The organism is Flavobacterium sp. FlaQc-30 (genome assembly GCF_044005885.1).
GTDB lineage: Bacteria > Bacteroidota > Bacteroidia > Flavobacteriales > Flavobacteriaceae > Flavobacterium.
In genome coordinates this window covers 1,056,223-1,080,198 of the sequence record NZ_JBIPCO010000001.1, presented here as the reverse complement: position 1 = coordinate 1,080,198, position 23,976 = coordinate 1,056,223, and the positions used below count along the sequence as shown (strand labels likewise).

The window sequence follows — 23,976 nt, the reverse complement described above, 5'->3', positions numbered from 1 at the left end:
ATTTGCACAAATTAACGCAACACAAACATGAAATATAAAAGAATTCTTCTAAAACTTAGCGGCGAGGCCTTAATGGGTGATTTACAATACGGAATTGACCCTAAAAGATTAGGCGAATATGCAGACGAAATTAAGCAGATTCACGCAAAAGGAGTAGAAATTGCTATCGTTATTGGAGGAGGAAATATTTTTAGAGGCGTTGCTGGTGCAAGCGCAGGAATGGATAGAGTACAGGGCGATTATATGGGAATGCTTGCTACTGTAATTAACGGAATGGCTTTGCAAGGTGCACTTGAAGACAAAGGAATGAAGACGCGTTTACAAACGGCTTTGAAAATGGAGTCTATTGCAGAACCTTATATTAAAAGAAGAGCAGACCGTCACCTTGAAAAAGGAAGAATTGTAATTTTTGGTGCCGGAACAGGAAATCCATATTTTACAACTGATACAGCAGCTGTTTTAAGAGGAATCGAAATTAATGCAGATGTCATCCTAAAAGGAACTCGTGTTGATGGGGTATACGATTCTGATCCTGAAAAAAATGCATCAGCGGTAAAATTTGATATGATTTCGTTTGATGATGTTCTTAAAAAAGGACTAAACGTAATGGATACAACAGCTTTTACATTAAGCCAAGAAAATAAATTACCAATTGTTGTTTTTGATATGAATAAAATAGGAAACCTATTGAAAATCTGTGAAGGCGAAAACATTGGAACTGTAGTAAACGTTTAAGCTGCTTTAGATTGTTAGATTGAAATTCTAATAATCTTCAAAAACAAAAAAATAAAATTATATTAGTTAGTAAATTAAATGATCTGTTTTAATCTAAAATCCAATCGTTTAAAAATCTAAAAAAATAAAAAAAATGACTGAAGAAATCGATTTTATATTAGAAAGTACTGAAGAATCAATGAACGGTTCTATTGCACACTTAGAAAAAGAATTTCTAAACATTCGTGCAGGAAAAGCTTCTCCAGCTATGTTGGGAAGTGTTTTTGTAGATTATTATGGTTCAGCAACTCCACTTTCGCAAGTTTCAAAAATCAGTGTTCCTGATGCAAGAACAATTACTTTACAGCCGTTTGAAAAAAATATGCTGCAAGTTATTGAAAAAGCAATCATGGTTGCTAATATTGGTTTTAACCCAATGAATAACGGAGATGTTATTATCATAAGCGTACCGCCTTTGACTGAAGAGCGTCGTCGTGATTTAGCAAAACAAGCAAAATCAGAAGCTGAAGATGCTAAAATTGGTGTACGTAACGTACGTAAAGACGCTAACAACGAAATTAAAAAATTAGAAAAAGACGGAACATCAGAAGACATTTGTAAATCTGCTGAAGAAGAAGTTCAAAATCTAACAAATACATACATTAAAAAAATTGATGAATTATTAGCTGAAAAAGAAGCTGAAATCATGAAGGTGTAATTGTATTTCATAACAAAATAAAATCCGTTTGGTTAAATTTTACCAAACGGATTTTTTTATTCTTATTTTTGCATACTTAAATGACATATTTTTCGTTTTTGAATCTATATTATTCTCTATGAGGCTATTTTGCTTATTGACTTTACTTTTTACGCTTAGCATACAGGCGCAAGTTCAAATAAGCGGAATTGTAACTGACTCAAACAACAAAGCACTTCCGTTTGCTACAATAACTACTTCAAACAGCAGTAACACAATTACGGATGTAGATGGAAAATTTATTTTTAACATCGACTCAAAAACGGGAAGTTTTGCGGTTTCATACATTGGTTTTCAAACTAAAATCATAAGTATTACAGAAAATAAAAAATTCTATCCAATTTCGTTATCTCAAAAAACAGACGCTTTACAAGAAGTTATTGTTTCAAATGAAAATCCTGCTTTAACGATTATTAGAAAAGTAATCGCCAATAAAGACAAAAACGATCCACAAAAAAAACTCAGCAGTTTTGAATACAAAACCTATAACAAACTGCTCGTTACTGCAAATCCTGATTCTATCGACGGAAGAATAGATTCTTCTGCCGTTTATAAAGACTTTAATAAAAAGAAGATTAACATCGATTCATCTGATTATAAATTTAAAGAAATTATAAGCAAACAGCATTTGTTTCAAACTGAAAAGGTATCACAATATCAATTTGGAGAAAATAAGCTGAAAGAAACTGTTTTGGCGACTAAAATTGCAGGTTTTAAAAACCCAATTTACGAAGTTCTTGCTTTCAATCTGCAATCTATATCTATTTATGACAATAAATACGAGCTGTTTGAAACCAAGTATGAAAATCCAATTTCGAGATCGGCACCTTCAAATTACAATTATAAACTGCTGGACACTGTGAACATAAAAGGTCGAGAAACTTTTATGATTTATTTTAAAAACAAGCAAAAACGAAAAGCTTCTGGATTAGAAGGTGTATTATACATTGATGCAGAAAACTTTGGTATTGCAAAAGCTGTTATGCGTATAAAAGGCGTTTTGGACATTAGTGGAATTCATGAATTTGAATATGTTCCAAAAGAAAAAATATGGTTTCAGAGTAACACCACTTTTAAAATTGTAAAAGGGAAGAATGATGATGATATCAAGATTCTAGGCGGAACTATTCAGTTTGACGGAGATGTTGCAGACAATTACGAACCGCGAAAAAAAACAGCTTCAGATTTTACGTATTTGCTTTCTGAGAGTAACAATTTTGACATTCATTACAATACAAATTCCTCCATAAAAAATCCTTCGCTTTATATCGAAATTAAAGACGATGCTAATAAAAAACCTGAAAGCTTCTGGAACGAATACCGAAAAGACAGCTTAGATTTAAAAGGTCAAAAAACGTATCAATTACTAGACAGTTTATCTGTAAGCAAGAGAATTGAAAAACGCTTGGGACTTGGGCGAAAAATCATAAATGGTTATCTGCCAATTGGGCCAATTGATCTTGATTTAAAAAAAATAATCAGTTACAATAACTACGAAGGTTTCCGATTAGGACTTGGCGGTATAACAAACGATCGTTTTTCTAAAAACTTCAGAATTGAAGGATATACAGCTTATGGTACAAAAGACGGGGCTCTTAAATATAATTTAGGTGTAGGTGTATTGCTTGATAAAAGCACCAATACTTGGCTAAACGGATCTTATACTGATGATGTCAGAGAAATTGCGAGTACTTTTTTTGCTGTTGATAAACGGGTATTTAAAATCTATGATCCAAGACCAATCAACATTAGTACGTTCTATAAATACGACAGTTGGAGAGCAAATGTTCAAACGAAAATTATTCCTAAGACAGAAGCTGTTTTCGAATTATCAAGAAGCTTTGTAGAACCCAAATTTGATTATCTCTTTAACTACAACGGTCATCTGTATTCTAGTTATGTTATGACAACAGCAATGCTCTCGATTGTTTGGGCTCCATTCAGTAATTTTATGCAAACGCCGACAGGAAGAAATGAATCTGATAAAAAGTTTCCAAGGTTTACTTTTCAATTCACGCAATCCCTGCCAAATGTTTTAGATAATGATTTTACTTTTGGAAAAATAGATTTTAAAGCGGAGTACGAAAAGCAATATTTAAACGGTCAAAAAACCAGTATTTTACTGCAGGGAGGTTATGCAATTGGCGATGTTCCAATTACGCATTTATACAATACAATGCCGAATAACTTAACTAAAGAAACCGTAATTCAGCGTATTACTTTTGCAGGACGAAACAGTTTTGAAACCATGTTTTTTAATGAGTTTTTCTCTAGTCAATATGTATTCTTTCAAGTTAAACATGGTTTTGATAGAATCAAGATTATGAAAAAAGTACGTCCTTCTTTGGTTTTAGTAACACGAATGGCTTGGGGAAATATGGAAAATCCCGAACAACACGTAGGACCGACTTACAAAACATTAGACAAAGGCTTTTTTGAATCGGGAATTGAGTTAAATAAAATTTTCAAAGGTTTTGGTTTAGGCGGATTCTACCGTTATGGACCAAATCAGCTTATGAAGTTTGAAGATAATATTGCCGTTAAGATTTCTTATGTGATTGATTTAGGGTTATAAGATTTCCATTTAAAAATCCCAAACTCCAATTTTACGATTGGAGTTTGGGATTTCTAAATTGTAATTTCTAAAAAAATTATGGCTTCAAAATCAAAACTGAAGGCGTGTTATTCAGCCAAGTACTTTGAGATTCTATTAGTTTTTTCCAGCTGTCTAAACTAATAATCATTAAATTCTGGCTTTCAATAAACTCTTTTTTAATTGTTCTGTCATGCATAATCATAATATGATTTGGGGCAATTTGTTCAATAGATCGAATCGTTTCTTGAATCTCACGAGTATTTTTTACATCACCGCTGGCATCCAAAACTGTAATCTGTGAACCATTATTATTGATTAATTTCTTAGCATATTCAATTAAAAAAGCATCTTCTTTACTAAAAACAGGCATAAAAATCTGATTTACTTCTTCTAAATCTTTATCGATAAGTATCCCAACCGGCATTTTAGTTTTGGCAATAATATGACGCGTTCTTTCATCAAAAGGAGAATTTTCAAACAATCCTTCTTTTCCTGTAAACTTATCTATTAAACGATCTGGATTTACTATTCTGGTGGTAAACCCAAGTATTTTTCCCAGCAATGTACCTTCAAAAATAGATTGTCCTAAACCAACTAGCAATAAATCATATTCCCCTTGGTTTGCTGAATCAATAATTTCGGCATCAATATCATTGGTAACTTTAAAAACACTTACCATGTTCTGATTCAAACGCTGAGATTCTTCAACAACAGGCACCAACATTTTACGTTCATGATCTTTTATATCAAACGAATGTATTTCTGTACTCAACGATAAATGCATTGCTGTTACAATCGAATTGTCGCCTTGTTTTTTAACCAAACTATTTGCGATCTTCAACAGTTTCTTACCTCTTTCAGGAGTTGCAAACGACAATAAAATCTTGTATTTGCTTTTATTTCCTATTTCCTGCGGCACGACTGTTTCTTTATCTTTAAATATAAATCCGATAAAATCTAAAGCCGGGCCAGTCATAAAAGTCGTTACTAAAGCCATAATTACCATCATAGTAAAAATCTCTGTAGATAAAACTCCAAGATCATAACCAATGTTTAACACGACCAATTCCATTAAACCACGAGTATTCATTAAGGCTCCAATAGCTAAACTATCTTTCCAGTTTTGCCCTACGAACTTTGCAGCCAATGCACTTCCAAAGAATTTACCTGCAACGGCAACAGCGATAATCAATCCTGTAATTTTCCATAAAGCAGGATCGTTCAACAACCCAATTTGAGTACGTAAACCTGTAAACACAAAGAATAATGGCAATAATACAATTATAGAAACGTCTTCAACTTTTTCGATAAATATATTTCTGAACTTGTTATTTTCTGGCATAATAGCTCCTGCTAAAAAAGCACCAAATAAAGCATGAATACCAATTAACTCTGCTGCATACGCAGAAATAAGAAGCGTTATAAAGAAAATAGCAACAACAGGTTTATTTAAACTTTCTCTTGTCGAATTTAAATCTCCAACACGTTTTAGGAACGGGCGAACAATTTTCAACATTATAATTACGTACAAAATAGCCAGTCCAATAACATATAAAGCACTGGTAAAAGAACCCGCTTTTACAATCGCAATTACAACTGCCAAAATACACCAAGCCGTAATATCATCAGCTGCAGCACAGGTTATGGCAATGGTTCCTAGTTTTGTTTTCTGCATTCCGCGTTCCTGTACAATTCTAGCTAGAACTGGAAACGCAGTAATACTCATCGCAATTCCCATAAAAAGTCCAAAAGAAGAGAACTCAACACCAACTGGCGCAAACGTATGGTAAATATAATAGGCTAAACTTAATCCTAAGGCGAACGGAATTACAATACTTGCGTGACTGATAACAACGGCGTCATGTGCTTTATTTTTTAGAACCTTCAAATCCAGTTCCATACCTATAACAAACATAAAAAGGATTAAACCAATCTGGCTTAAAAATTGTAAATTACCTAAGGATTCTTTTGGAAATAAAGCTGCCGAAAACTCTGGAAAATACATTCCAACCAGTGACGGTCCTAAAACAATACCCGCAATCATTTCGCCAATTACAGATGGCTGCCCTATTTTTCTAAAAACCCATCCAAACAAACGTGCTACTAAAATAATGGTAACGATCTGTGCTAATAATATAGCTAAAGGATGCTGCAGGTTTTCGACCATTGAATGCAGGAAATCATTCCAATGATTACTTTCGATCTTTTTCTTAACGATATTACGCCCCACTTCCAGCGCTGCGCCTTTAGAAATTACCCAATATATCAGCGCTGTAAAACCGCCGATAATTGTAACGTAAAATAAAGAGTTTTTAATGTTATTCATAACTCGTTCTTTTGATTTATTGCAGCAAATATCATAACTGAGGTTTAAGTGAAAAAGGAAAACTACACCTAATTTTCAATGTATGTAACAAGTGGGAAAAACTTTGTAATAAGTTATAATTTTACTTTTTTCAAAAAATCAGAACGATACGTTTCACTTAAAATTATAGTGCCATTTTTGTTGTTTTCATCCGTATGATGCAATACAATTTCATTATGATTAAAGAATTTTATGGCTTTTACAGCCACAATTTCTTTTTTATTTGCGCGGCAAAAATCGGCATCAGGCAGCTCCTCTAAAAGTGTAGCGAATTTAACATTCTTCAAGTTCAAGAAACTTCCATCTGTAAGCAAAACCGTTTTATCACGACTATCGCTTGAAGCCGTTTTTATATATTGAATTTGATTAAAGTAAAGCAGTGTTTTGCCTTTATCTGTATTGAGCTGAATAAACTTTTTAGCTGCATCAGGCTTTTCGAAATGTTCTACAGCTTTTGTAATTGCTTTTTGCAGACGTTCTAATTTTACAGGTTTTGTAATATAATCTATCGCATCAATATTAAAAGCGTCGGCTGCATACTCTTTGTAAGCCGTGCAGAAAATAACCATTTTATCACTGAGCATTTCCGCCAGATGAAGTCCATCCATTCCCGGCATTTCGATATCTGATATTAACAGATCAAAATCTAGGTTCGGAATATCTGATAACAGTTTCTCTGGATTATTATACGTTTTTACAATTTCGACTTCATGAATTTGTTCACAAAGCATTTTTAAGTACGTTAATCCGGGAAGCTCATCGTCCAGCAGCAAGCATTTCAGTTTTGTATTCAAGAAGATCAATTTTTAGATGAGCAATATAAATATCGTTTTCTACAAACCTGTCCAGTTTGAAATTATTTTTATAGATAATTCGTAAACGATGTTCCAAAGTAGCATGACCAAAACCGCTTCGTTCTTTTTTAAGTACTTTTTTATCTGAGATTTTATTCGAAACCGTCATAAAAAAAGCATTATCGCGAAACTCAAAAACAACAGATATAAAAGCATCTGCACTTTGCAAATCAGCATGTTTAAAGGCATTTTCAATTAAGTCAATCGAAATTAAAGGCGCCAGCAAAGGCTGATCGTACAATTTATCTTCCTTATTAATGTTGGTTTTTATCTTTAATTCGAAAAGCGGACTAATCTTGATTTTATTGATTTCGATTAAATTCAATGCAAAATCAATTTCTTCTTTTGCGGTAACAAATTTCTTTTTGCTTTCGTATAAAATATAGTCCAAAACATTCGCCAGTTTATCTAAAGCAAAATAGGTTTGGTAAGCATGCGACTGAATTGAATTTAGAATATTCTTAAACAAATGCGGATTCAGTTTGGACTCTAATGTTTCTAACTGTAAATCATTCACCTTTACTTCAAGCGCATAAAAACTCCTTTCGGCATCGTCTTTTGCCTTCTTCGCCTGCATTAATTGGTAAATCATAAAACAAATTATGACGATGAGAAGTAAAAGAATCGCTAAAAAAATAAATGTTGTGGTATTGTTTTCTTGCATTGGTTAGTTTGTTTTTATGCCACTGATTAAAACGATTAAAATGATTTTTTCTATACTTAAAAAAATCTGTGAGAATCTCTGTAATCTGTGGCTTATTTTTCTTTAATGACTAGAAACAAATTTCAATCCGATAATTGAAGCAATTAATGTTGAAAGGAAAAATATTCTCCAAAAAGTAGCTGGTTCCTTAAAAATTAAAATTCCAACCAGAACAGTTCCAACAGCCCCAATCCCTGTCCAAACCGCATAAGCCGTTCCAATTGGCAGTACCTGTGTCGCTTTATACAATAAAATCATACTGATCGAAAGGCATACAAAAAAACCAATCATCCAGTAAGTAGACACCATTCCTGCTGTTTCTTTTGCTTTTCCAAGGCATGATGCGAAACCAACTTCAAAAAGTCCTGCAATAATTAATAAAATCCAACTCATTTTCTTTTCCTTTTAAATTAATTGCAAATATGAGAAAAGCTGATGATTAAACAGTAAAAAGAAAGAAATTTATCACAAAAAACGATATGAATATTTGTGTTAACATTAAGTAAAATACAATCTATTGTTTATGATTTTGAGCACTTTTCACTACATTTGCATCCATTTTTAAAGAATTTATGAAAAACACTATCCAAGTTGGATTTTGGGAGAAACTGGCCCGAATTATACTTAAAAACAGAATAACAATTCTAATTGTACTTTCTGCTTTAACCATTTTCCTTGCTTTGCAATGGAAGAATCTTTCAATGACTTATACCGAAGCAAATCTGCTTCCGAAAGACCATATTGCAAATAAAGATTATCAAAAATTTCTAGACAAGTTTGGCGAAGAAGGAAATCTTGTGGTAATTGGTTTTAAAGATCCTAAATTTTTTACTCCAAAAAATTATGCGGCTTGGAATGAGCTTATGACGGGTTTAAAAAAATCTAAGGAAGTTGATTTAGTAGTTTCATTAAATGATTTAAAGAAACTTGAAAAAGATACCGTTAACGAAAAATTTGTTTTATCACCGTTTATTGATCAAAGTAAAGCTTTAGATCCAGCTTATTTAAAAACAGTTCAATACGATTTATTTCATAATTTACCTTTTTACGAAGGTCTTTTATTCAATAAAGAAAGCGGCAGTGTTCGTTCTGCAATTTATATCAATAAAGCATTAGTAAATACTGCTGAAAGAAAGACTTTTATCCTAGAAAATTTAGTTCCGAAAATCGATAAATTTGAGAAAACTACCGGAATTGATCTTCGCGTTTCTGGAATGCCTTATATCAGAACGATCAATGCGGACAATATGAAAGGTGAAATTGGTCTTTTTATCGGTGCAGCTTTACTTACTGTTTCTTTAATATTCTTTTTCTTTTTCCGTTCGTTCAGAGCAACATTCATTTCAATTTGTATTTTAATTGTTGGCGTAATCTGGTCTTTTGGAACGCTGGGATTATTTGGTTATAAAATCACGATTTTAACAGCCATTATTCCGCCGTTAATTATCGTAATTGGTATTACAAACTGTATTTTCCTGATCAACAAATACCAGCAGGAAATCAAATTACATAACAATCAGGCAAAAGCATTGCAGCGTGTAATTTCAAAAATTGGAGTTTCGACTTTAATGACGAATTTAACCACAGCAATTGGTTTTGCAACCTTTATGATTACAGGAAATGATTTGCTTTTTGAGTTTGGTCTGGTAACTTCAATCAATGTAATTTCTGTTTATTTATTGACCCTTTTTATTGTGCCGATTATATACAGTTTTATGCCATTGCCAAAAGAAAAACACTTATATCATTTAACTAAAACATATATTTCGACACTTTTAAATGTTGTTGAAAATCTAGTTAAATCAAAACGTAAAATTGTATATATTGTTTACGGTTTACTTTTAGTTTTCAGTGTAATTGGAGTTTCACAAATGAAAGTTTCGGGAAGTTTAATTGGCGAAATGCCAAAAAGTGCTTCTTTCTTTAAAGACATTTTATTCTACGAAAAAGAATTTAACGGAGTAATGCCGCTTGAAATTATGATTGACACCAAAAAGAAAAAAGGTGTTATGAAAGCGTCAACCATTCGTAAAATGGATGAATTGCAAACTACAATCGCAGAAATTCCAGAATTGGCTAAACCAGTTTCGATCGTTAATTTAGTTAAATATTCAAAACAGGCTTTCTACAACGGAAATCCAGAATATTATCAATTACCGACTTCGCAAGAACAAGCTTTTATTTTAAGTTACGCTAAAAACGCAACTAAAAACAGCAAGGAAAATCTAATGAAAGCTTACGTCGATTCGACTGGACAATATGCCCGAATCACTACTTTTATGAAAGATATTGGTACGGATGAAATGGCAAAAGTGGAGAAAAAACTTCACACTAAAATAGATGAAATTTTTCCAAAAGACCGTTATGAAGTAACTGTTACCGGAAAAGCATTGGTTTTCCAAAAAGGAACGTCGTATTTAGTAGATAATTTAATTGAATCACTGATTTTTGCAATCGCGGTTATTGCGATTTTAATGCTGTATTTGTTTAGATCTTTCAAAATGGTAATGGCGTCTGTAATTACGAATATTTTACCGCTTTGCATTACATCTGGATTGATGGGTTATTTCGGAATTCCGTTGAAACCTTCAACGATTTTAGTGTTTAGTATTGCATTTGGAATTTCGGTCGATAATGCGATTCAGTTTATGGCAAAATACAAACATGACCTGCTTCAAAGCGGCGGAAAGGTAAAGAAATCAGTTTTCAGTGCTTTAAGAGAAACTGGAATTAGTACTTTTTACACATCAGTAGTTTTAATTCTAGGTTTTGCGACTTTTACATTATCAAGCTTTAGCGGAACGATTGCTTTGGGAGGATTAATTTCATGTACTTTAGCTTTTGCAATGTTTGCGAATTTAGTGGTTTTACCTTCGCTGGTTTTGACTTTTGAGAAGAAGAAAACTAAGAAAGAGGAATTGGAGAATTTGGATAAGTAATTTTTTTTTTGCCACAAATTTCACGAATTAACACGAATTAAAAATAAAAAACCTTTATCAAAGGTTGACACACAGTTTGTCATTTCGACGAAGGAGAAATCTTCGCAAGTAGCTCCGCACTGCAATTCCAAACTTTGTCGAGTTTCTTACGAAGATTTCTCCTTCGTCGAAATGACAATAATGAGGATAAATATAAATTCATAAAAAGAATTACCTATCCTGAAACCGAGTGCCCTAGCCCTGATAGAAGCGGCATCCTTTATGTTTTTTCTTTAAAAACATAAAGATACAGCGGATAGCAGGAAACAGCTTCAAAAATTAATTATTATCGTTTATATTTGCAGTTGTTGAAAAACAAATAATTTAATATCAATATTATATAAAATGAAACACACAAAGGTTAAAGACTTATTAAACAGTACGACGACGCTACAGGAAGTGAATGCAAAAGGATGGGTGAGAACTTTTAGAAATAATCAGTTCATCGCGCTTAATGACGGTTCTACCATTAATAATATACAATGTGTTGTTGATTTTGAAAATACACCTGAAGAGACTTTAAAAAGAATCACGACTGGAGCGGCGGTTTCTGTAATTGGAACTTTGGTTGAAAGTAAAGGTGCAGGACAGAAATACGAAATTCAGGTGAACAAACTTGAAATTCTTGGAGATTCTGATGCAGAGAAATTCCCAATGCAGCCTAAAAAACACTCTTTAGAATTTTTACGTGAAAACGCTCACTTGCGTGTACGCACAAATGCTTTTGGTGCGATTATGCGTGTGCGTTCAGTATTGTCATTTGCAGTTCACAAATATTTTCAGGAAAAAGGTTTTGTGTATGTAAACACGCCAATTATCACTGGAGCTGATGCTGAAGGTGCTGGAGAAATGTTTCAGGTAACTTCATTACCTTTGGATAATCTTCCAAAAAACGAAGAAGGAAACATTGATTTCAAAAAAGATTTCTTCGGAAAACATACCAACTTAACGGTTTCTGGGCAATTAGAAGGTGAAACTTTTGCAATGGCTTTGGGTCAGATTTATACTTTTGGACCAACGTTTAGAGCAGAAAACTCAAACACTTCTCGTCACTTGGCAGAATTCTGGATGATTGAGCCTGAAGTTGCTTTCAACAACCTTGATGACAACATGGATTTGGCTGAAGATTTTATTCAGTATGTAATTAAATATGCTTTAGACAATTGTGGAGATGATTTAAAATTCTTAGAAGGAAGACTTCTTGAAGAAGAAAAATCAAAACCACAAGCTGAAAGAAGCGAAATGGCTTTATTAGAGAAATTGAACTTCGTTTTAGAAAACAACTTCAAACGTGTTTCTTATACGGAAGCAATTGACATTTTAAGAGATTCAACTCCAAACAAAAAGAAGAAATTTCAATATATCATCAACGAATGGGGTGCTGATTTACAGTCAGAACACGAGCGTTATTTAGTAGAAAAACACTTTAAATGTCCGGTAATTTTATTTGATTACCCAGCAAACATTAAAGCGTTTTACATGCGTTTGAACGACAACACTGAACCAGGAAGAGAAACCGTTCGCGCAATGGATATCCTTTTCCCTGGAATTGGAGAAATCGTTGGTGGTTCCGAAAGAGAAGAGCGTTACGACGTTTTGATTGAGAAAATGAAAGCTTTAGAAATCGACGAAGAAGAATTATACTGGTATTTAGATACGAGAAGATTTGGTTCTGCAACGCATGCAGGTTTCGGTTTAGGATTTGAGCGTTTGGTATTGTTTGTAACTGGAATGACAAACATTAGAGACGTAATTCCTTTCCCAAGAACTCCTGGTAGCGCAGAATTCTAAAAAAGTTTAATCGGTTAATCGTTCATTCGGTTAACCGATTTTCACGAAAAAACGAATTAACGATTAAACAAATAAACGATTAAACAGTATAAATGCTAAAGCAATTTTTAAATTTAAAATTATCCCAAAAATTATCTCCACAGCAAATTCAGCTGATGAAGTTAATTCAATTGCCTACGCAAGCTTTTGAACAGCGTTTATTAGAAGAAATGAACGAAAATCCAGCTCTTGAAGCTGGAAAAGAAGATGAATACGAAGCAGATGAATTTGCTAATGAAGACTACGACGATTATGATGATGCAGAATCAGACAGAATCGAAGCAGACGACATTAATATTGACGAATATTTAAGCGACGACGATACGCCTGATTATAAAACTCAGGTGAATAATTACAGTGATGACGAAGAACGCGAAACGCCTTTTGCTTCACCAATTAGCTTTCATCAGGATTTAATCAATCAGTTGAATACTTTTATTTTGAATGATGAAGAACGCGAAATCGCCGAATTCCTTGTTGGAAGTATTGATGATATGGGTTACATCCGCAGAAGCGTTCCAGATATTGTAGACGATATGGCTTTTACTCAGGGAATTTATACTGATGAAGCGATGGTCGAAAAAATGTTGACTGTAATTCACGAACTTGAACCTTCGGGAGTTGGAGCGCGTGACTTGCAAGAATGTTTGTTACTTCAACTAAAGCACAAAACACCTACGGAATATGTTGATTTAGCGATTGATATTATCGAAAATCAGTTTGATGCTTTTACGAAGAAACATTACGATAAACTTTTACAGAAATACAGCGTTTCGAACGAACAGCTTAAAAAAGCGATTCACGAAATTGAAAGATTAAACCCAAAACCGGGAGGTTCTTTTACAGGAAATAATAAAGTTACCGAAAACGTAGTTCCCGATTTCGCGATCAGAATTGTTGATGGTGAATTGGAACTTACTTTAAACGGAAGAAATGCTCCTTCCCTGCACGTTTCTAAAGATTATCAGGAAATGATGCAGACGTACAAAGATTCTCGTGATAAATCGTCGGCACAAAAAGATGCGGTTCAGTTTATCAAACAAAAACTGGATTCGGCAAAATGGTTTATCGACGCAATCAGACAACGTCAGGAAACCCTTTTTGTAACAATGAATGCAATTATGCATTATCAGGAAGAATATTTCTTAGACGGTGACGAAACGAAACTAAAACCAATGATCTTAAAAGACATTGCCGATATGGTTGGTTTGGATATTTCGACAATTTCACGTGTTGCCAACAGTAAATATGTTGAAACACCTTACGGAACAAAACTGATTAAAGAATTCTTCTCTGAAGCGATGAAAAACGATCAAGGAGAAGATGTTTCAACTTTAGAAATCAAAAAGATTCTTAAGAATACAATTGAAGAAGAAGATAAAAAGAAACCACTTCCAGACGATCAATTGGCAGAAATCTTAAAAGAAAAAGGATATCCAATTGCAAGAAGAACAATTGCAAAATACCGCGAACAATTAGATATTCCAGTGGCAAGAATGAGAAAGAAAATTTAATTCTTTTATTTAAATAAGTTCATTTAAAATAACAAACCCGACATTTTTTAAAACTGTCGGGTTTTGTTTTATAAATATTTTTCTAATCTTACAGATTAAGTTTGTCAGGCTGAGCAAAGTCGAAGCCCTTTTCCATTAATCGAGCCTTCGACTTCGCTCAGGGTGACAAACGTTTTAACAACGTCTTAGAGAACGTTAATTTATTTATATTGATCTGGCAATATCTTCACATTAAATAAAAACGTCTTCTTTTTATCGCTATAGCTGTAAATCAAAGTATAATCATTATCTCTAAAAACCTGCAGTCCCGTATTTGCTTTTGCGGTACTTAAGAGACTTTTTTCCATTTCTACTTGTATTATATCGACTTCAGCAGTTACTTTCTCCACATTCAGCAATGTCAAATTATACTGAACAACTCTCTCTTCAGGTAAACTTACGCTGTCGAGACGAATCCCTTCTTGAATTTTCAGCGGGCAGTTTTTATTGTATTTTTCAACTAACGTTGTTATTTCTGTATTTACTTCATCTGCCTTTTCAGAAAGAAAAAATTGAAAATAAACAGCCAGAGCTATCGCAATTCCAATTATAACTAATAGTATGATATTCTGTTTTCTTTTACTTTGCTTTTCTTGCATGGTTTATCAGGCTTAAATGAATTTTAAATCTATTTTTCTTGACTCTTTTTCATAGCGTTAAAATAAGCTGCACGACTTAATGGCTCATATTCTTCTGTTTCCCCAAGCATTACTAACTTATCATTATCTGTTTTACGAAAACTATAATTGGCAAGATTTCCTGTTCTGGTACAAACCGCATGAACTTTGGTAACATATTCTGCTGTTGCCATAAGCCCCGGCATTGGTCCAAAAGGATTTCCTTTAAAATCCATATCAAGCCCCGCAACAATTACACGAATTCCCTGATTGGCAAGATCATTACAAACTGTAATAATTTCATCATCAAAAAACTGAGCTTCATCAATACCAATAACATCACAGCCTTGGGCTAAAATCAAGATGTTGGCTGCAGCCGGAACTGGCGTAGAACGAATTTCGTTGGCATCGTGAGACACCACCATTTCGTCATGATAGCGAGTATCAATTGCGGGTTTAAAAATTTCGACTCTTTGTTTGGCAAATTGGGCGCGTTTTAATCTGCGGATTAACTCCTCGGTCTTACCCGAAAACATTGATCCACAAATAACTTCAATCCAACCAAATTGTTCTTTGTGATTTACTGTATTTTCGAGAAACATTTTGTATTTTTCTACCTTTAAAAATGAATAGTTTTTATTACTTTGTACTGGTAATAAATTGACGCAAAAAACTGCTGTTTTTCGGTTTTTCAAAAGTAGAAAATTTTTATCAAAACGGAGATTCGCAATCGCTTATTAACAGAAATAAAAAATTATCTCGTTGATTTTCTCCCAGAATAAAGACATTCAGATACAAAACATAATAAATTACCCTATTCACTATAATTTCAACAGTTATGAAAAAAAAATTGGAAGCCGACTTAATCAGCATTGCACATCGAATTTTAAAACTTAAAAACAAATCCGATATCAATCAATTATATCTTGAAACTCAGAAATTATATGAGAAACTAGCGGTGTTAAAATTTGTTGATGAAAATTTCGACAGCCTAAAACCTACAATAAACCACAGTGAAATTACTTCTGAAATCGAAACTATTTTTGAAAAAGAAGAAATTGTTCCTGCAGAAGTTAAAACCGAAGAACCTATTGCAGTTGAAGAAACTGTAACTGAAACCATAATTGCAGAAGAAACAAAAACCGAAGAGGTTATAGAAGAAACTGTACCTGAAATTATTGCAGAAATCTCTGAAGAAATCATTTTAGAAACTAAAGTTGAGACTATTCCTGAAGCTGTTGCCGAAATCAATGAAGAAATTGAAGCAGAAGAAATTGAAGAGCCGATTTTTGAAGCCAAAAAAGATATCGAAGCTGCTGACGAACTTTCGTTTACTACTATCAGCGATTTAAAGCCAATTCCTGATTTCATACCTGCTTTCGAATTAGAAACGGAAGAAATAGTTGCAGAAATCAAAGAAGAGACAAAAATCGAAACAGAGACAAAACCTCAAGCAGTTCATATGACTTTAGAAGAGCTTTTAGGCGTAAACTATGCTGATGCTCAATTTGTGAAAGTTGATAGTTTTGAAAATGTTTCAGCAAATACAACAACTACCGAATCTAAAGAGAAAAAAACTACGGAAACAGCCATTTTAGAAACTCCAGCAGAACCTAAAACTGTTACATTAAACGAAAAACTGGCAAAAGGTTTCCATGTTGATTTGAATGATCGAATTGCATTTACAAAAAACCTTTTTGGAAACAGTTCTGAAGATTACAGTCGTGTTCTAAATCAGCTTTTAACATTTGATTCTTATGCAGAAGCTAAAGAATTTATTGACGATATGGTAAAACCTGATTACAACAATTGGGACGGAAAAGATGATTATGCAGAACGTTTCCTTGGAATTATCGAGAAGAAATTCGCATAAACCCGAATTCCACAGATTTACACTAATTTATATTCGTTAAATTTCAACACTTTAATTATTCGTGTTAATTCGTGTAATCTGTGTTTAAATATTAAAAACAACTATGTCAAAATTATATATCGTTCCAACGCCAATTGGCAATCTTGAAGACATGACTTTCAGAGCTATTAGAGTTTTGAAAGAAGTCGATTTGATTTTGGCCGAAGACACTAGAACGAGCGGAAAATTGTTGAAGCATTTTGAAATTGGCACGCACATGCACAGCCATCATATGCACAACGAACACAAAACAACCGAAAATTTAATTGCACGTTTAAAAGCTGGTGAAACGATCGCTTTAATTTCAGACGCAGGAACTCCGGCAATTTCAGATCCTGGATTTTTGTTAACACGCGCTTGTGTCGAAAATAAAATTGAAGTAGAATGTCTTCCGGGCGCAACGGCTTTTGTTCCAGCTCTTGTAAACAGCGGACTTCCAAATGACAAGTTTGTTTTTGAAGGTTTTCTTCCTGATAAAAAAGGACGTCAGACTCGATTTTTGGCTTTAGCCGAAGAAACCAGAACAATGATTTTATACGTTTCTCCACATAAACTCGTTAAAACATTAGCTGAATTTATTCAGTATTTTGGAGAAGACAGACAAGTTTGTGTTTCAAGAGAATTATCAAAATTACACGAAGAAAACGTACGCGGAACCGCAAAAGAAGTTCTCGCACATTTTGAAAAAACAGCACCACGAGGCGAAATCGTAGTTGTGGTTGCAGGAAAAATAATAACAAAAGAACCTAAGAAAAGTAAGTTTTCTAAGGATGAAGAATAATTTATTTAAGCCACAGATTAAAAAGATTAACACAGATTAAAAATTAAGTCGCCACGAATTAGCACGAATTAAATTAGTGTAAATTAGTGCAATTCGTGGCGAAAAAACAATAAAAATCATTCTAATCATTTTAATCTGTGGCAAAAACCTAAACTGCAAAGCAGATAAACAATACAAATCATGAGCATTCAAGCCTTTTTAGAAAAAGTAAAACAAACTCCAACACAAATCACATTTCCTGAAACTATTGCCGTAATCGAAGAAAATTACAGCTTTACTCCAACTGCTTTTCAAAACGGAACACAGCATAACACTGCCGGAGAAAATTCTGGTTCTTGTAAATTATTTTCGTTTGCAAAACTGCAAAACCTAAGCAAAGAAGAAACTTTAACGTGTTTTGGCGCTTTCTATTTTGAAGAAGTTTTAGGAGATCCAAACGGAACAAATCACCAAAATATTAGAAACTTCATCAACTTAGGCTGGGATGGAATTCAGTTTGAAGGAAATGCTTTAGAAGCGAAATAATTTTATTTAAGATTTTTGATTAACGATTTTTGATTTCAGATCTGAAAAATCAAATGATTTAAGATCATCTATAGCAAATCAAAAATCGTTAATCAACACTCTAAAATCTAAAATCAACCCATGCGTTGGACATTAAAACCAAAACCTTCTCAAGATAAAATCAAACATTTGGCGCAAGCCATAAATGTAGAAGATTTTGTTGCAACGCTTTTGATTCAGCGCGGCATTGAAACTTTTGAAGATGCTAAAAATTTCTTTCGTCCCTCTTTAGAACATCTTCACGATCCTTATCTGATGAAAGATATGGATAAAGCGGTTTCCCGAATCGAATCTGCAATTGAAAATCAGGAAAACATTTTAGTTTTTGGCGATTATGATGTTGACGGAACAACGGCGGTTTCTTTGGTTTCATCGTATTTAAAATCACATTATCCAAATATTGCAACTTATATTCCAGATCGTTATGATGAAGGTTACGGAATCTCTTTTAAAGGAATTGACTTTGCTGACGATAATGGTTTTTCGTTAATTATTGCACTCGATTGCGGCATAAAATCTATAGATCATATCGCTTACGCGAAAGCAAAAAACATCGATTTTATTGTTTGTGATCACCACAGACCTGGTGAATTTCTTCCAGATGCGGTTGCGATTCTTGATCCAAAAAGAGAAGACTGTACTTATCCCTATGATGAGTTATGCGGCTGTGGAGTTGGTTTTAAATTGATTCAGGCTTTAGGCCAAAACCGAAATGAAACTATCGAAGATTTAGTTCCCTATCTAGATTTGGTTGCAACTGCAATTGCTGCAGATATTGTTCCTATTACAGGAGAAAATCGTGTTTTAGCTTATTTCGGTTTAAAAGTAATTAACAGCGAACCAAGACCTGGAATTAAAGCTTTGGTTCATCAGGTTAAAAAGACAGTTTTAGATATTACCGACGTTGTTTTTATTATTTCACCAAGAATAAACGCAGCTGGAAGAATCAAACACGGAAATCATGCAGTTGAATTATTGACCGAATTTGATTTTGAACAAGCGCAGCAGTTTGCATCTGAAATTGAACAATATAATGCTGATCGAAAAGATCTCGATAAAAAAATCACAAAAGAAGCTTTTCTGCAAATTACAGAAAACAATGAGGAAGAACGTTTTTCTACCGTTGTTTTTCAAGAAGACTGGCACAAAGGCGTTATTGGAATTGTTGCTTCTCGATTAATTGAAACCTATTATCGACCAACTTTAGTTTTTACCAAAAGCGGCGATAAATATGCGGCTTCTGCCCGATCTGTAAAAGGATTTGATGTTTATAATGCATTAGATGCCTGCGCAGAACATTTGGAACAATTTGGAGGTCATATGTACGCGGCGGGAATGACTTTAAAAGCTGAAAATTATCAGATTTTTAAAGACGCTTTTGAAAAACAGGTTTCCTCAACTATTCTACCCGAAATGCGAACTCCTGAAATCGAAATTGATGCCGAAATTAATTTCTCTGATATTACTCCAAAACTCATCCGTATTCTTAAACAATTTGAACCTTTTGGCCCGCAGAACATGACACCGGTTTTCATGACAAAAAACATAAAAGATACTGGTTATGCCAAAACTTTAGGTTCTGAAGAGGAACATTTAAGGCTTTTTGTAAAACAATCTAATTCAGATGGAATTGCAGCAATTGGCTTTGGACTCGGAAAAAAATTAAGTATAGCACAAAATCAGAATCTGTTTCAGCTGGCTTATTCTTTATCTGAAAACGAATGGAACGGAACTATTTCAACACAGCTTATGCTGAAAGACATTAGAACAAATGACAACTAAATCAACAAAACCAGATCCGTATCAAGCGCTTCGCTATAGAGAGTTTAATATATTTTTACTATTGCGCTTTGCGATGGTTTTTGCTTGGTCGATGCAGTTTATTGTGATTGAATGGGAGGTTTACAGTTTAACTAAAAATCCGCTTTCGTTAGGAATTATAGGTTTAATGGAAGTGATTCCAGCGGTTTCAATGGCATTGTTTGCAGGACATATTGTTGATCAAAGAGAAAAGAAAGGATTATTGGTAAAATGTATTCTAGGATTTTCAGTAATTAGTTTTGGACTATTTTTATTGACTTGGCCAAAAATTATCAGCGGTTGGTCGACTGAATCTATCTTATATTCCATTTACTTTTTAGTATTTCTTGGCGGATTAGTTCGTGCTTTTCTTGGCCCTACTATTTTCTCACTACTATCACTTATTATCCCTAAAAAAGCATATCCAAATGCCGCTACTTGGAGCAGTTCGGTTTGGCAGATTGGTGCGGTTATGGGACCGGCACTTGCAGGATTTTCAATTAACTGGATTGGTGTTCACTGGTCAATGTGTCTCGTTTTTGGATTCTCAATTCTTTCCTTAATTGCCTTATCACAAATCAGTAAAAAACCAATCATAAATCCGAAGATTGGAGAATCCATAAAAGACAGTCTTACAGAAGGTTTGACTTTTGTATTTAAAAACCAAATTGTTTTAGGTGCTTTGTCACTTGATATGATTGCGGTACTTTTTGGAGGTGCAGTAGCATTGTTACCTGTTTTTGCACAAGATATTTTAAAAGTGGGTTCTGAAGGTTTTGGTATATTAAGAGCCGCGCCTGCCGTGGGTGCTTTTATTACGATGATTGTTTCGGCGTATATCCCTTTATACAAAAATGCCGGAAAAAAACTTTTAGTAGCCATATTTGTTTTTGGATTGTCGATTATTTTATTTGGACTTTCTACGTCATTCTGGCTTTCTGTTTTTGCTTTATTCTTGAGCGGACTTGCTGATGGAATTTCGGTAGTAATTCGCCAGACCATTTTACAGCTTAAAACTCCTGATCATATGCGTGGACGTGTTGGTGCTGTAAATTCGATTTTTGTAGGCTCTTCAAATGAATTAGGTGCGTTTGAAAGTGGTGCAACAGCTAAATTAATGGGAGCTGTAACATCTGTTGTCTTTGGCGGAAGCGTTACGCTTTTGACCGTTTTAGGTTTTGGTTTTATATCTCCAACTTTTAGAGATTTAGATCTTCATAAAGATATGGAAGAGCATCACAAATTGGAGTAATTAGTTTTTAAACCATATAAATTATATTAAGTTCATTTAAAAAATGGATCTTAAACTTAGAGACTTCCAATAAAAGGGGGTCTTTTTATTTTTGCATCCAGCAAAAACAAAAAAGCCTTTACTATGAACTTATAGTACTTATATAGTAAAACATTTTTCAAATTTTTATGATTTTTTTATTTAGAATTAATATAAATAATATTTATATTTGCTGGAATAAAAGGATTTACAATGAGAGAAATACAACAAATATATCACAACAGCTTCGGCATAGCCTTTTACTGGAAACAAAACAGCCAGACAATTCTTGACAAAGTACAGTTGGTTTTTAAAGAAACAGGCTTCTATTTTACAGTTTCAGAATTGAATATGTTTTGCGATTTAATCGAAGACAGCATTATCGAGAACGCTTGTTGCGAAGCTTGTGAGTTAAAATATTCTTGTCATAAATTTTTACTAAAAACTCCTTGTTCGTCAATAGATTTAGCGGTTTCAATGACAGAACTAAAATCAATTAAAGATTTAGTTGAAGGCTCTTTGTTTAAAATCGAATTAGACGAATATGTTTATGGTCCTGGATTAAACTAAGAAACATTCTAAATATTTTAACAACATTTTTTCATTATTGAAATATATTTTGATTTTATTCAAAAAAAAGTATATTTACGGCAATGAAAAAAATAAGCATTCTTATTGCCTTTACTATTCTAGCACTCTTTTTTACAAACTGCAAAGACGCTTCTGAAGAGTATATTGATCCGCGAGGCACTGATTATGCAGGCTCAGAAAGCTGTATTCAATGTCATCAGACTCAATATGACATGGCAGCAAAAAGCGCTCACTTTAAAGCAACTGCTCCCGCAATTCCGGCAAATATTTTAGGGGATTTTGACAAAGCAAATCACACTTTTATCTATGACAAAAACACCAAAATTGTCATGGAAAAACGCAACGACAGCTTGTATCAGGTTTTATATAAAAACGGAAAAGAGGTTGAAGCGCATCGTTTCGAGATTGTTTTTGGAATTAAACATGCACAAACTTCGGTATACTGGCGAGATCGCAACACCTACGAATTACCTGTTTCTTATTATAGATCAATAAACAATTGGGCAACAAGCCCAGGATTTCCAGCCGATAAACCTTATTTTGACCGTATGGTCGTAAAAGACTGTTATTCTTGCCACAGCTCAAACATCAGCAGCAGAAATGTTAATCAGAATTCTACAGATAAAAACTTTTTATCGATGGAGGTTGAAGATGTTATTGATAAAAAAACGATTGTTTACGGAATTGATTGTGAACGCTGTCACGGACCAGCGAAAAAGCATGTTGATTTTCATCTAAAAAACCCAACTATCAAAGTTGCAAATAGCATTACCAGTTTTAAAACACTTAACAGACAACAAAAGTTAGATGCCTGTGCGCTTTGCCACGCTGGAAATGACGGAATGAAAATGAAATCGCGTTTTGACTTCAAACCGGGCGATAATCTTTCAGATTTTTATAGAGAAACAAGAAGTGTAACTGATACAGCGAAATTTGATGTTCACGGAAACCAATTTCGCTTAATGGCGCAAAGTAAGTGTTTTATAAAAAGTGACAAAATGGATTGTATAACTTGCCATAATCCGCATGAAAATGCTTCTAAAAATATAGCATCGTATTCAAAAATCTGCATGAGCTGTCATCAAGGTTTAAAACACAATGAAACGACTTTAAAAACGATGCCTGAAAAATTATTGGCTGCTAATTGCGTGGAATGTCATATGCCGAAAAAAACATCAGGAGCAATTAAATTTCAACTTTCTAACAGCAAGCAACTTTCAGAATATATTTTGAGAACGCACAAAATTGGGATTTATCCAACAAGTACAAAATAAGACATTTTTTAGCTTTTGGTTTTAGCCATTTAGCCTCAACTTTGCGACCTGCAACTTTCGACTTTCGACTTACTTATTTCTCGAATTTTTTAAGTTCAAAATTCTCCCCGTCAAAAACGCCATAAGTAAAATAACCAATCCAATCGCCTAGATTTACATAATTAGAATCTTCGCCAACAGGAATAATCATTGGTAAATGGCGATGCCCAAAAACAAAGTAATTATAATGTTTGGTTTCGAGTTTGCGTTTGGCGTACAAAACAAGCCATTCGTTTTCTTCACCAAGAAACTTTACATCTTCGTCACCAGAGATCAATTTGTTTTTAACTGATAAATATTGCGCTAAACTTACGCCCACGTCTGGATGAAGCCATCGAAAAAGCCATTTTGAAAACGGATTTGTAAACACCTTTTTCATTCTTTTATAGCCTTTATCTCCGGGACCTTTTCCGTCTCCGTGACCAATTAAAAAAGTTTTTCCGTTAAAAGTAAATTCTTTGTTATCATGATAAACGGGAATATTCAATTCGGTTTCAAAATAATCATTCATCCAAAGATCATGATTTCCAACAAAAAAGTAAATTGGAATACCGCTGTCGCGAATTTCAGCCAATTTTCCTAAAATTCGAACAAAACCTTTTGGTACAACTGTTTTATATTCGAACCAAAAATCAAATAAATCACCAAGTAAAAAAATCGCCTCGGCATCTTCTTTAACCTCATCTAACCAAGCCACAAATTTCTTTTCGCGCGGCAGACTCAATTCAGGAGTCGGCGCACCAAAATGCTGATCTGAAGCAAAATATACTTTTTTCAT

At 33.7% G+C, this 23,976-nt stretch carries 20 protein-coding genes; 13 read left to right on the top strand and 7 right to left on the bottom strand.

What is annotated here, in order from left to right:
- Positions 1 to 27: 27 nt before the first annotated feature.
- The 3 genes from pyrH (at position 28) to ACHRV0_RS04765 (ending at position 4,046) form a co-directional block, all read left to right on the top strand.
- The gene (pyrH, locus tag ACHRV0_RS04775; protein WP_089054323.1) at positions 28 to 735 is read left to right on the top strand and encodes a UMP kinase; all 708 of its coding nucleotides are present in this window, start codon (positions 28 to 30) and stop codon (positions 733 to 735) included.
- A gap of 133 nt (positions 736 to 868) precedes the next feature.
- The gene (frr, locus tag ACHRV0_RS04770) at positions 869 to 1,432 is read left to right on the top strand and encodes a ribosome recycling factor (RefSeq protein ID WP_089054324.1); all 564 of its coding nucleotides are present in this window, start codon (positions 869 to 871) and stop codon (positions 1,430 to 1,432) included.
- A gap of 118 nt (positions 1,433 to 1,550) precedes the next feature.
- A complete protein-coding gene (locus tag ACHRV0_RS04765; RefSeq protein ID WP_395440070.1) occupies positions 1,551 to 4,046 on the top strand; it encodes a DUF5686 family protein in 2,496 nt (831 codons plus the stop codon).
- 76 nt (positions 4,047 to 4,122) lie between these two features.
- Here ACHRV0_RS04765 and ACHRV0_RS04760 read toward each other — a convergent pair whose 3' ends face one another.
- From ACHRV0_RS04760 to ACHRV0_RS04745, 4 genes are all read right to left on the bottom strand, one after another.
- On the bottom strand, positions 4,123 to 6,393 hold the full coding sequence (locus ACHRV0_RS04760; RefSeq protein WP_129023752.1) for a cation:proton antiporter: 2,271 nt from the start codon (positions 6,391 to 6,393) through the stop codon (positions 4,123 to 4,125).
- A gap of 113 nt (positions 6,394 to 6,506) precedes the next feature.
- Positions 6,507 to 7,226, bottom strand: a complete 720-nt coding sequence (locus ACHRV0_RS04755) for a LytTR family DNA-binding domain-containing protein (protein WP_129023751.1) — start codon at positions 7,224 to 7,226, stop codon at positions 6,507 to 6,509.
- Positions 7,189 to 7,950, bottom strand: coding sequence for a sensor histidine kinase (locus ACHRV0_RS04750; RefSeq protein ID WP_395440069.1), 762 nt, complete (start codon positions 7,948 to 7,950; stop codon positions 7,189 to 7,191). Before ACHRV0_RS04750 ends, ACHRV0_RS04755 begins: the two co-directional genes overlap by 38 nt.
- Positions 7,951 to 8,052: 102 nt before the next feature.
- The gene (locus ACHRV0_RS04745) at positions 8,053 to 8,382 is read right to left on the bottom strand and encodes a multidrug efflux SMR transporter (protein ID WP_089054330.1); all 330 of its coding nucleotides are present in this window, start codon (positions 8,380 to 8,382) and stop codon (positions 8,053 to 8,055) included.
- A gap of 179 nt (positions 8,383 to 8,561) precedes the next feature.
- Here ACHRV0_RS04745 and ACHRV0_RS04740 point away from each other — a divergent pair, with 179 nt between their 5' ends.
- The 3 genes from ACHRV0_RS04740 (at position 8,562) to rpoN (ending at position 14,311) form a co-directional block, all read left to right on the top strand.
- Positions 8,562 to 10,928, top strand: coding sequence for an RND family transporter (locus ACHRV0_RS04740; protein ID WP_395440068.1), 2,367 nt, complete (start codon positions 8,562 to 8,564; stop codon positions 10,926 to 10,928).
- 384 nt (positions 10,929 to 11,312) lie between these two features.
- Entirely contained in the window at positions 11,313 to 12,758 is a 1,446-nt protein-coding gene (gene asnS / locus ACHRV0_RS04735; protein ID WP_129023749.1) for an asparagine--tRNA ligase, read from the top strand.
- Positions 12,759 to 12,850: 92 nt separating this feature from the next.
- A complete protein-coding gene (gene rpoN / locus ACHRV0_RS04730) occupies positions 12,851 to 14,311 on the top strand; it encodes an RNA polymerase factor sigma-54 (RefSeq protein WP_089054333.1) in 1,461 nt (486 codons plus the stop codon).
- A gap of 200 nt (positions 14,312 to 14,511) precedes the next feature.
- On the opposite strand, the gene ACHRV0_RS04725 is transcribed toward rpoN, so the two are convergent.
- Both ACHRV0_RS04725 and ACHRV0_RS04720 read right to left on the bottom strand, forming a co-directional pair.
- Positions 14,512 to 14,949: a hypothetical protein gene (locus tag ACHRV0_RS04725; protein ID WP_395440067.1), complete on the bottom strand. Its 438-nt coding sequence runs from the start codon at positions 14,947 to 14,949 to the stop codon at positions 14,512 to 14,514.
- A 29-nt stretch (positions 14,950 to 14,978) separates the two neighbouring features.
- The gene (locus ACHRV0_RS04720) at positions 14,979 to 15,569 is read right to left on the bottom strand and encodes a thymidine kinase (RefSeq protein WP_089054374.1); all 591 of its coding nucleotides are present in this window, start codon (positions 15,567 to 15,569) and stop codon (positions 14,979 to 14,981) included.
- A 236-nt stretch (positions 15,570 to 15,805) separates the two neighbouring features.
- Between ACHRV0_RS04720 and ACHRV0_RS04715 the strand changes: the two genes are divergently transcribed.
- From ACHRV0_RS04715 to ACHRV0_RS04685, 7 genes are all read left to right on the top strand, one after another.
- Positions 15,806 to 16,840, top strand: a complete 1,035-nt coding sequence (locus ACHRV0_RS04715; RefSeq protein ID WP_395440066.1) for a hypothetical protein — start codon at positions 15,806 to 15,808, stop codon at positions 16,838 to 16,840.
- Positions 16,841 to 16,943: 103 nt separating this feature from the next.
- Complete coding sequence (gene rsmI / locus ACHRV0_RS04710; RefSeq protein WP_395440065.1) at positions 16,944 to 17,660, top strand: 16S rRNA (cytidine(1402)-2'-O)-methyltransferase; 717 nt, start codon at positions 16,944 to 16,946, stop codon at positions 17,658 to 17,660.
- A gap of 180 nt (positions 17,661 to 17,840) precedes the next feature.
- Positions 17,841 to 18,185 (top strand): HopJ type III effector protein, encoded by a 345-nt coding sequence (locus ACHRV0_RS04705; RefSeq protein ID WP_395440064.1) that lies wholly within the window; start codon positions 17,841 to 17,843, stop codon positions 18,183 to 18,185.
- Positions 18,186 to 18,305: 120 nt separating this feature from the next.
- Positions 18,306 to 20,006 carry a single-stranded-DNA-specific exonuclease RecJ gene (gene recJ, locus ACHRV0_RS04700; RefSeq protein WP_395440063.1) on the top strand — a complete coding sequence of 567 codons (1,701 nt, stop codon included), beginning with the start codon at positions 18,306 to 18,308 and terminating at the stop codon, positions 20,004 to 20,006.
- On the top strand, positions 19,996 to 21,276 hold the full coding sequence (locus ACHRV0_RS04695) for an MFS transporter (protein WP_395440062.1): 1,281 nt from the start codon (positions 19,996 to 19,998) through the stop codon (positions 21,274 to 21,276). Before recJ ends, ACHRV0_RS04695 begins: the two co-directional genes overlap by 11 nt.
- 231 nt (positions 21,277 to 21,507) lie before the next feature.
- Positions 21,508 to 21,864 (top strand): hypothetical protein, encoded by a 357-nt coding sequence (locus tag ACHRV0_RS04690; protein ID WP_089054340.1) that lies wholly within the window; start codon positions 21,508 to 21,510, stop codon positions 21,862 to 21,864.
- Positions 21,865 to 21,947: 83 nt separating this feature from the next.
- The gene (locus ACHRV0_RS04685) at positions 21,948 to 23,159 is read left to right on the top strand and encodes a cytochrome c3 family protein (RefSeq protein ID WP_395440061.1); all 1,212 of its coding nucleotides are present in this window, start codon (positions 21,948 to 21,950) and stop codon (positions 23,157 to 23,159) included.
- Positions 23,160 to 23,232: 73 nt separating this feature from the next.
- Here ACHRV0_RS04685 and ACHRV0_RS04680 read toward each other — a convergent pair whose 3' ends face one another.
- Positions 23,233 to 23,976: a UDP-2,3-diacylglucosamine diphosphatase gene (locus ACHRV0_RS04680; RefSeq protein WP_395440060.1), complete on the bottom strand. Its 744-nt coding sequence runs from the start codon at positions 23,974 to 23,976 to the stop codon at positions 23,233 to 23,235.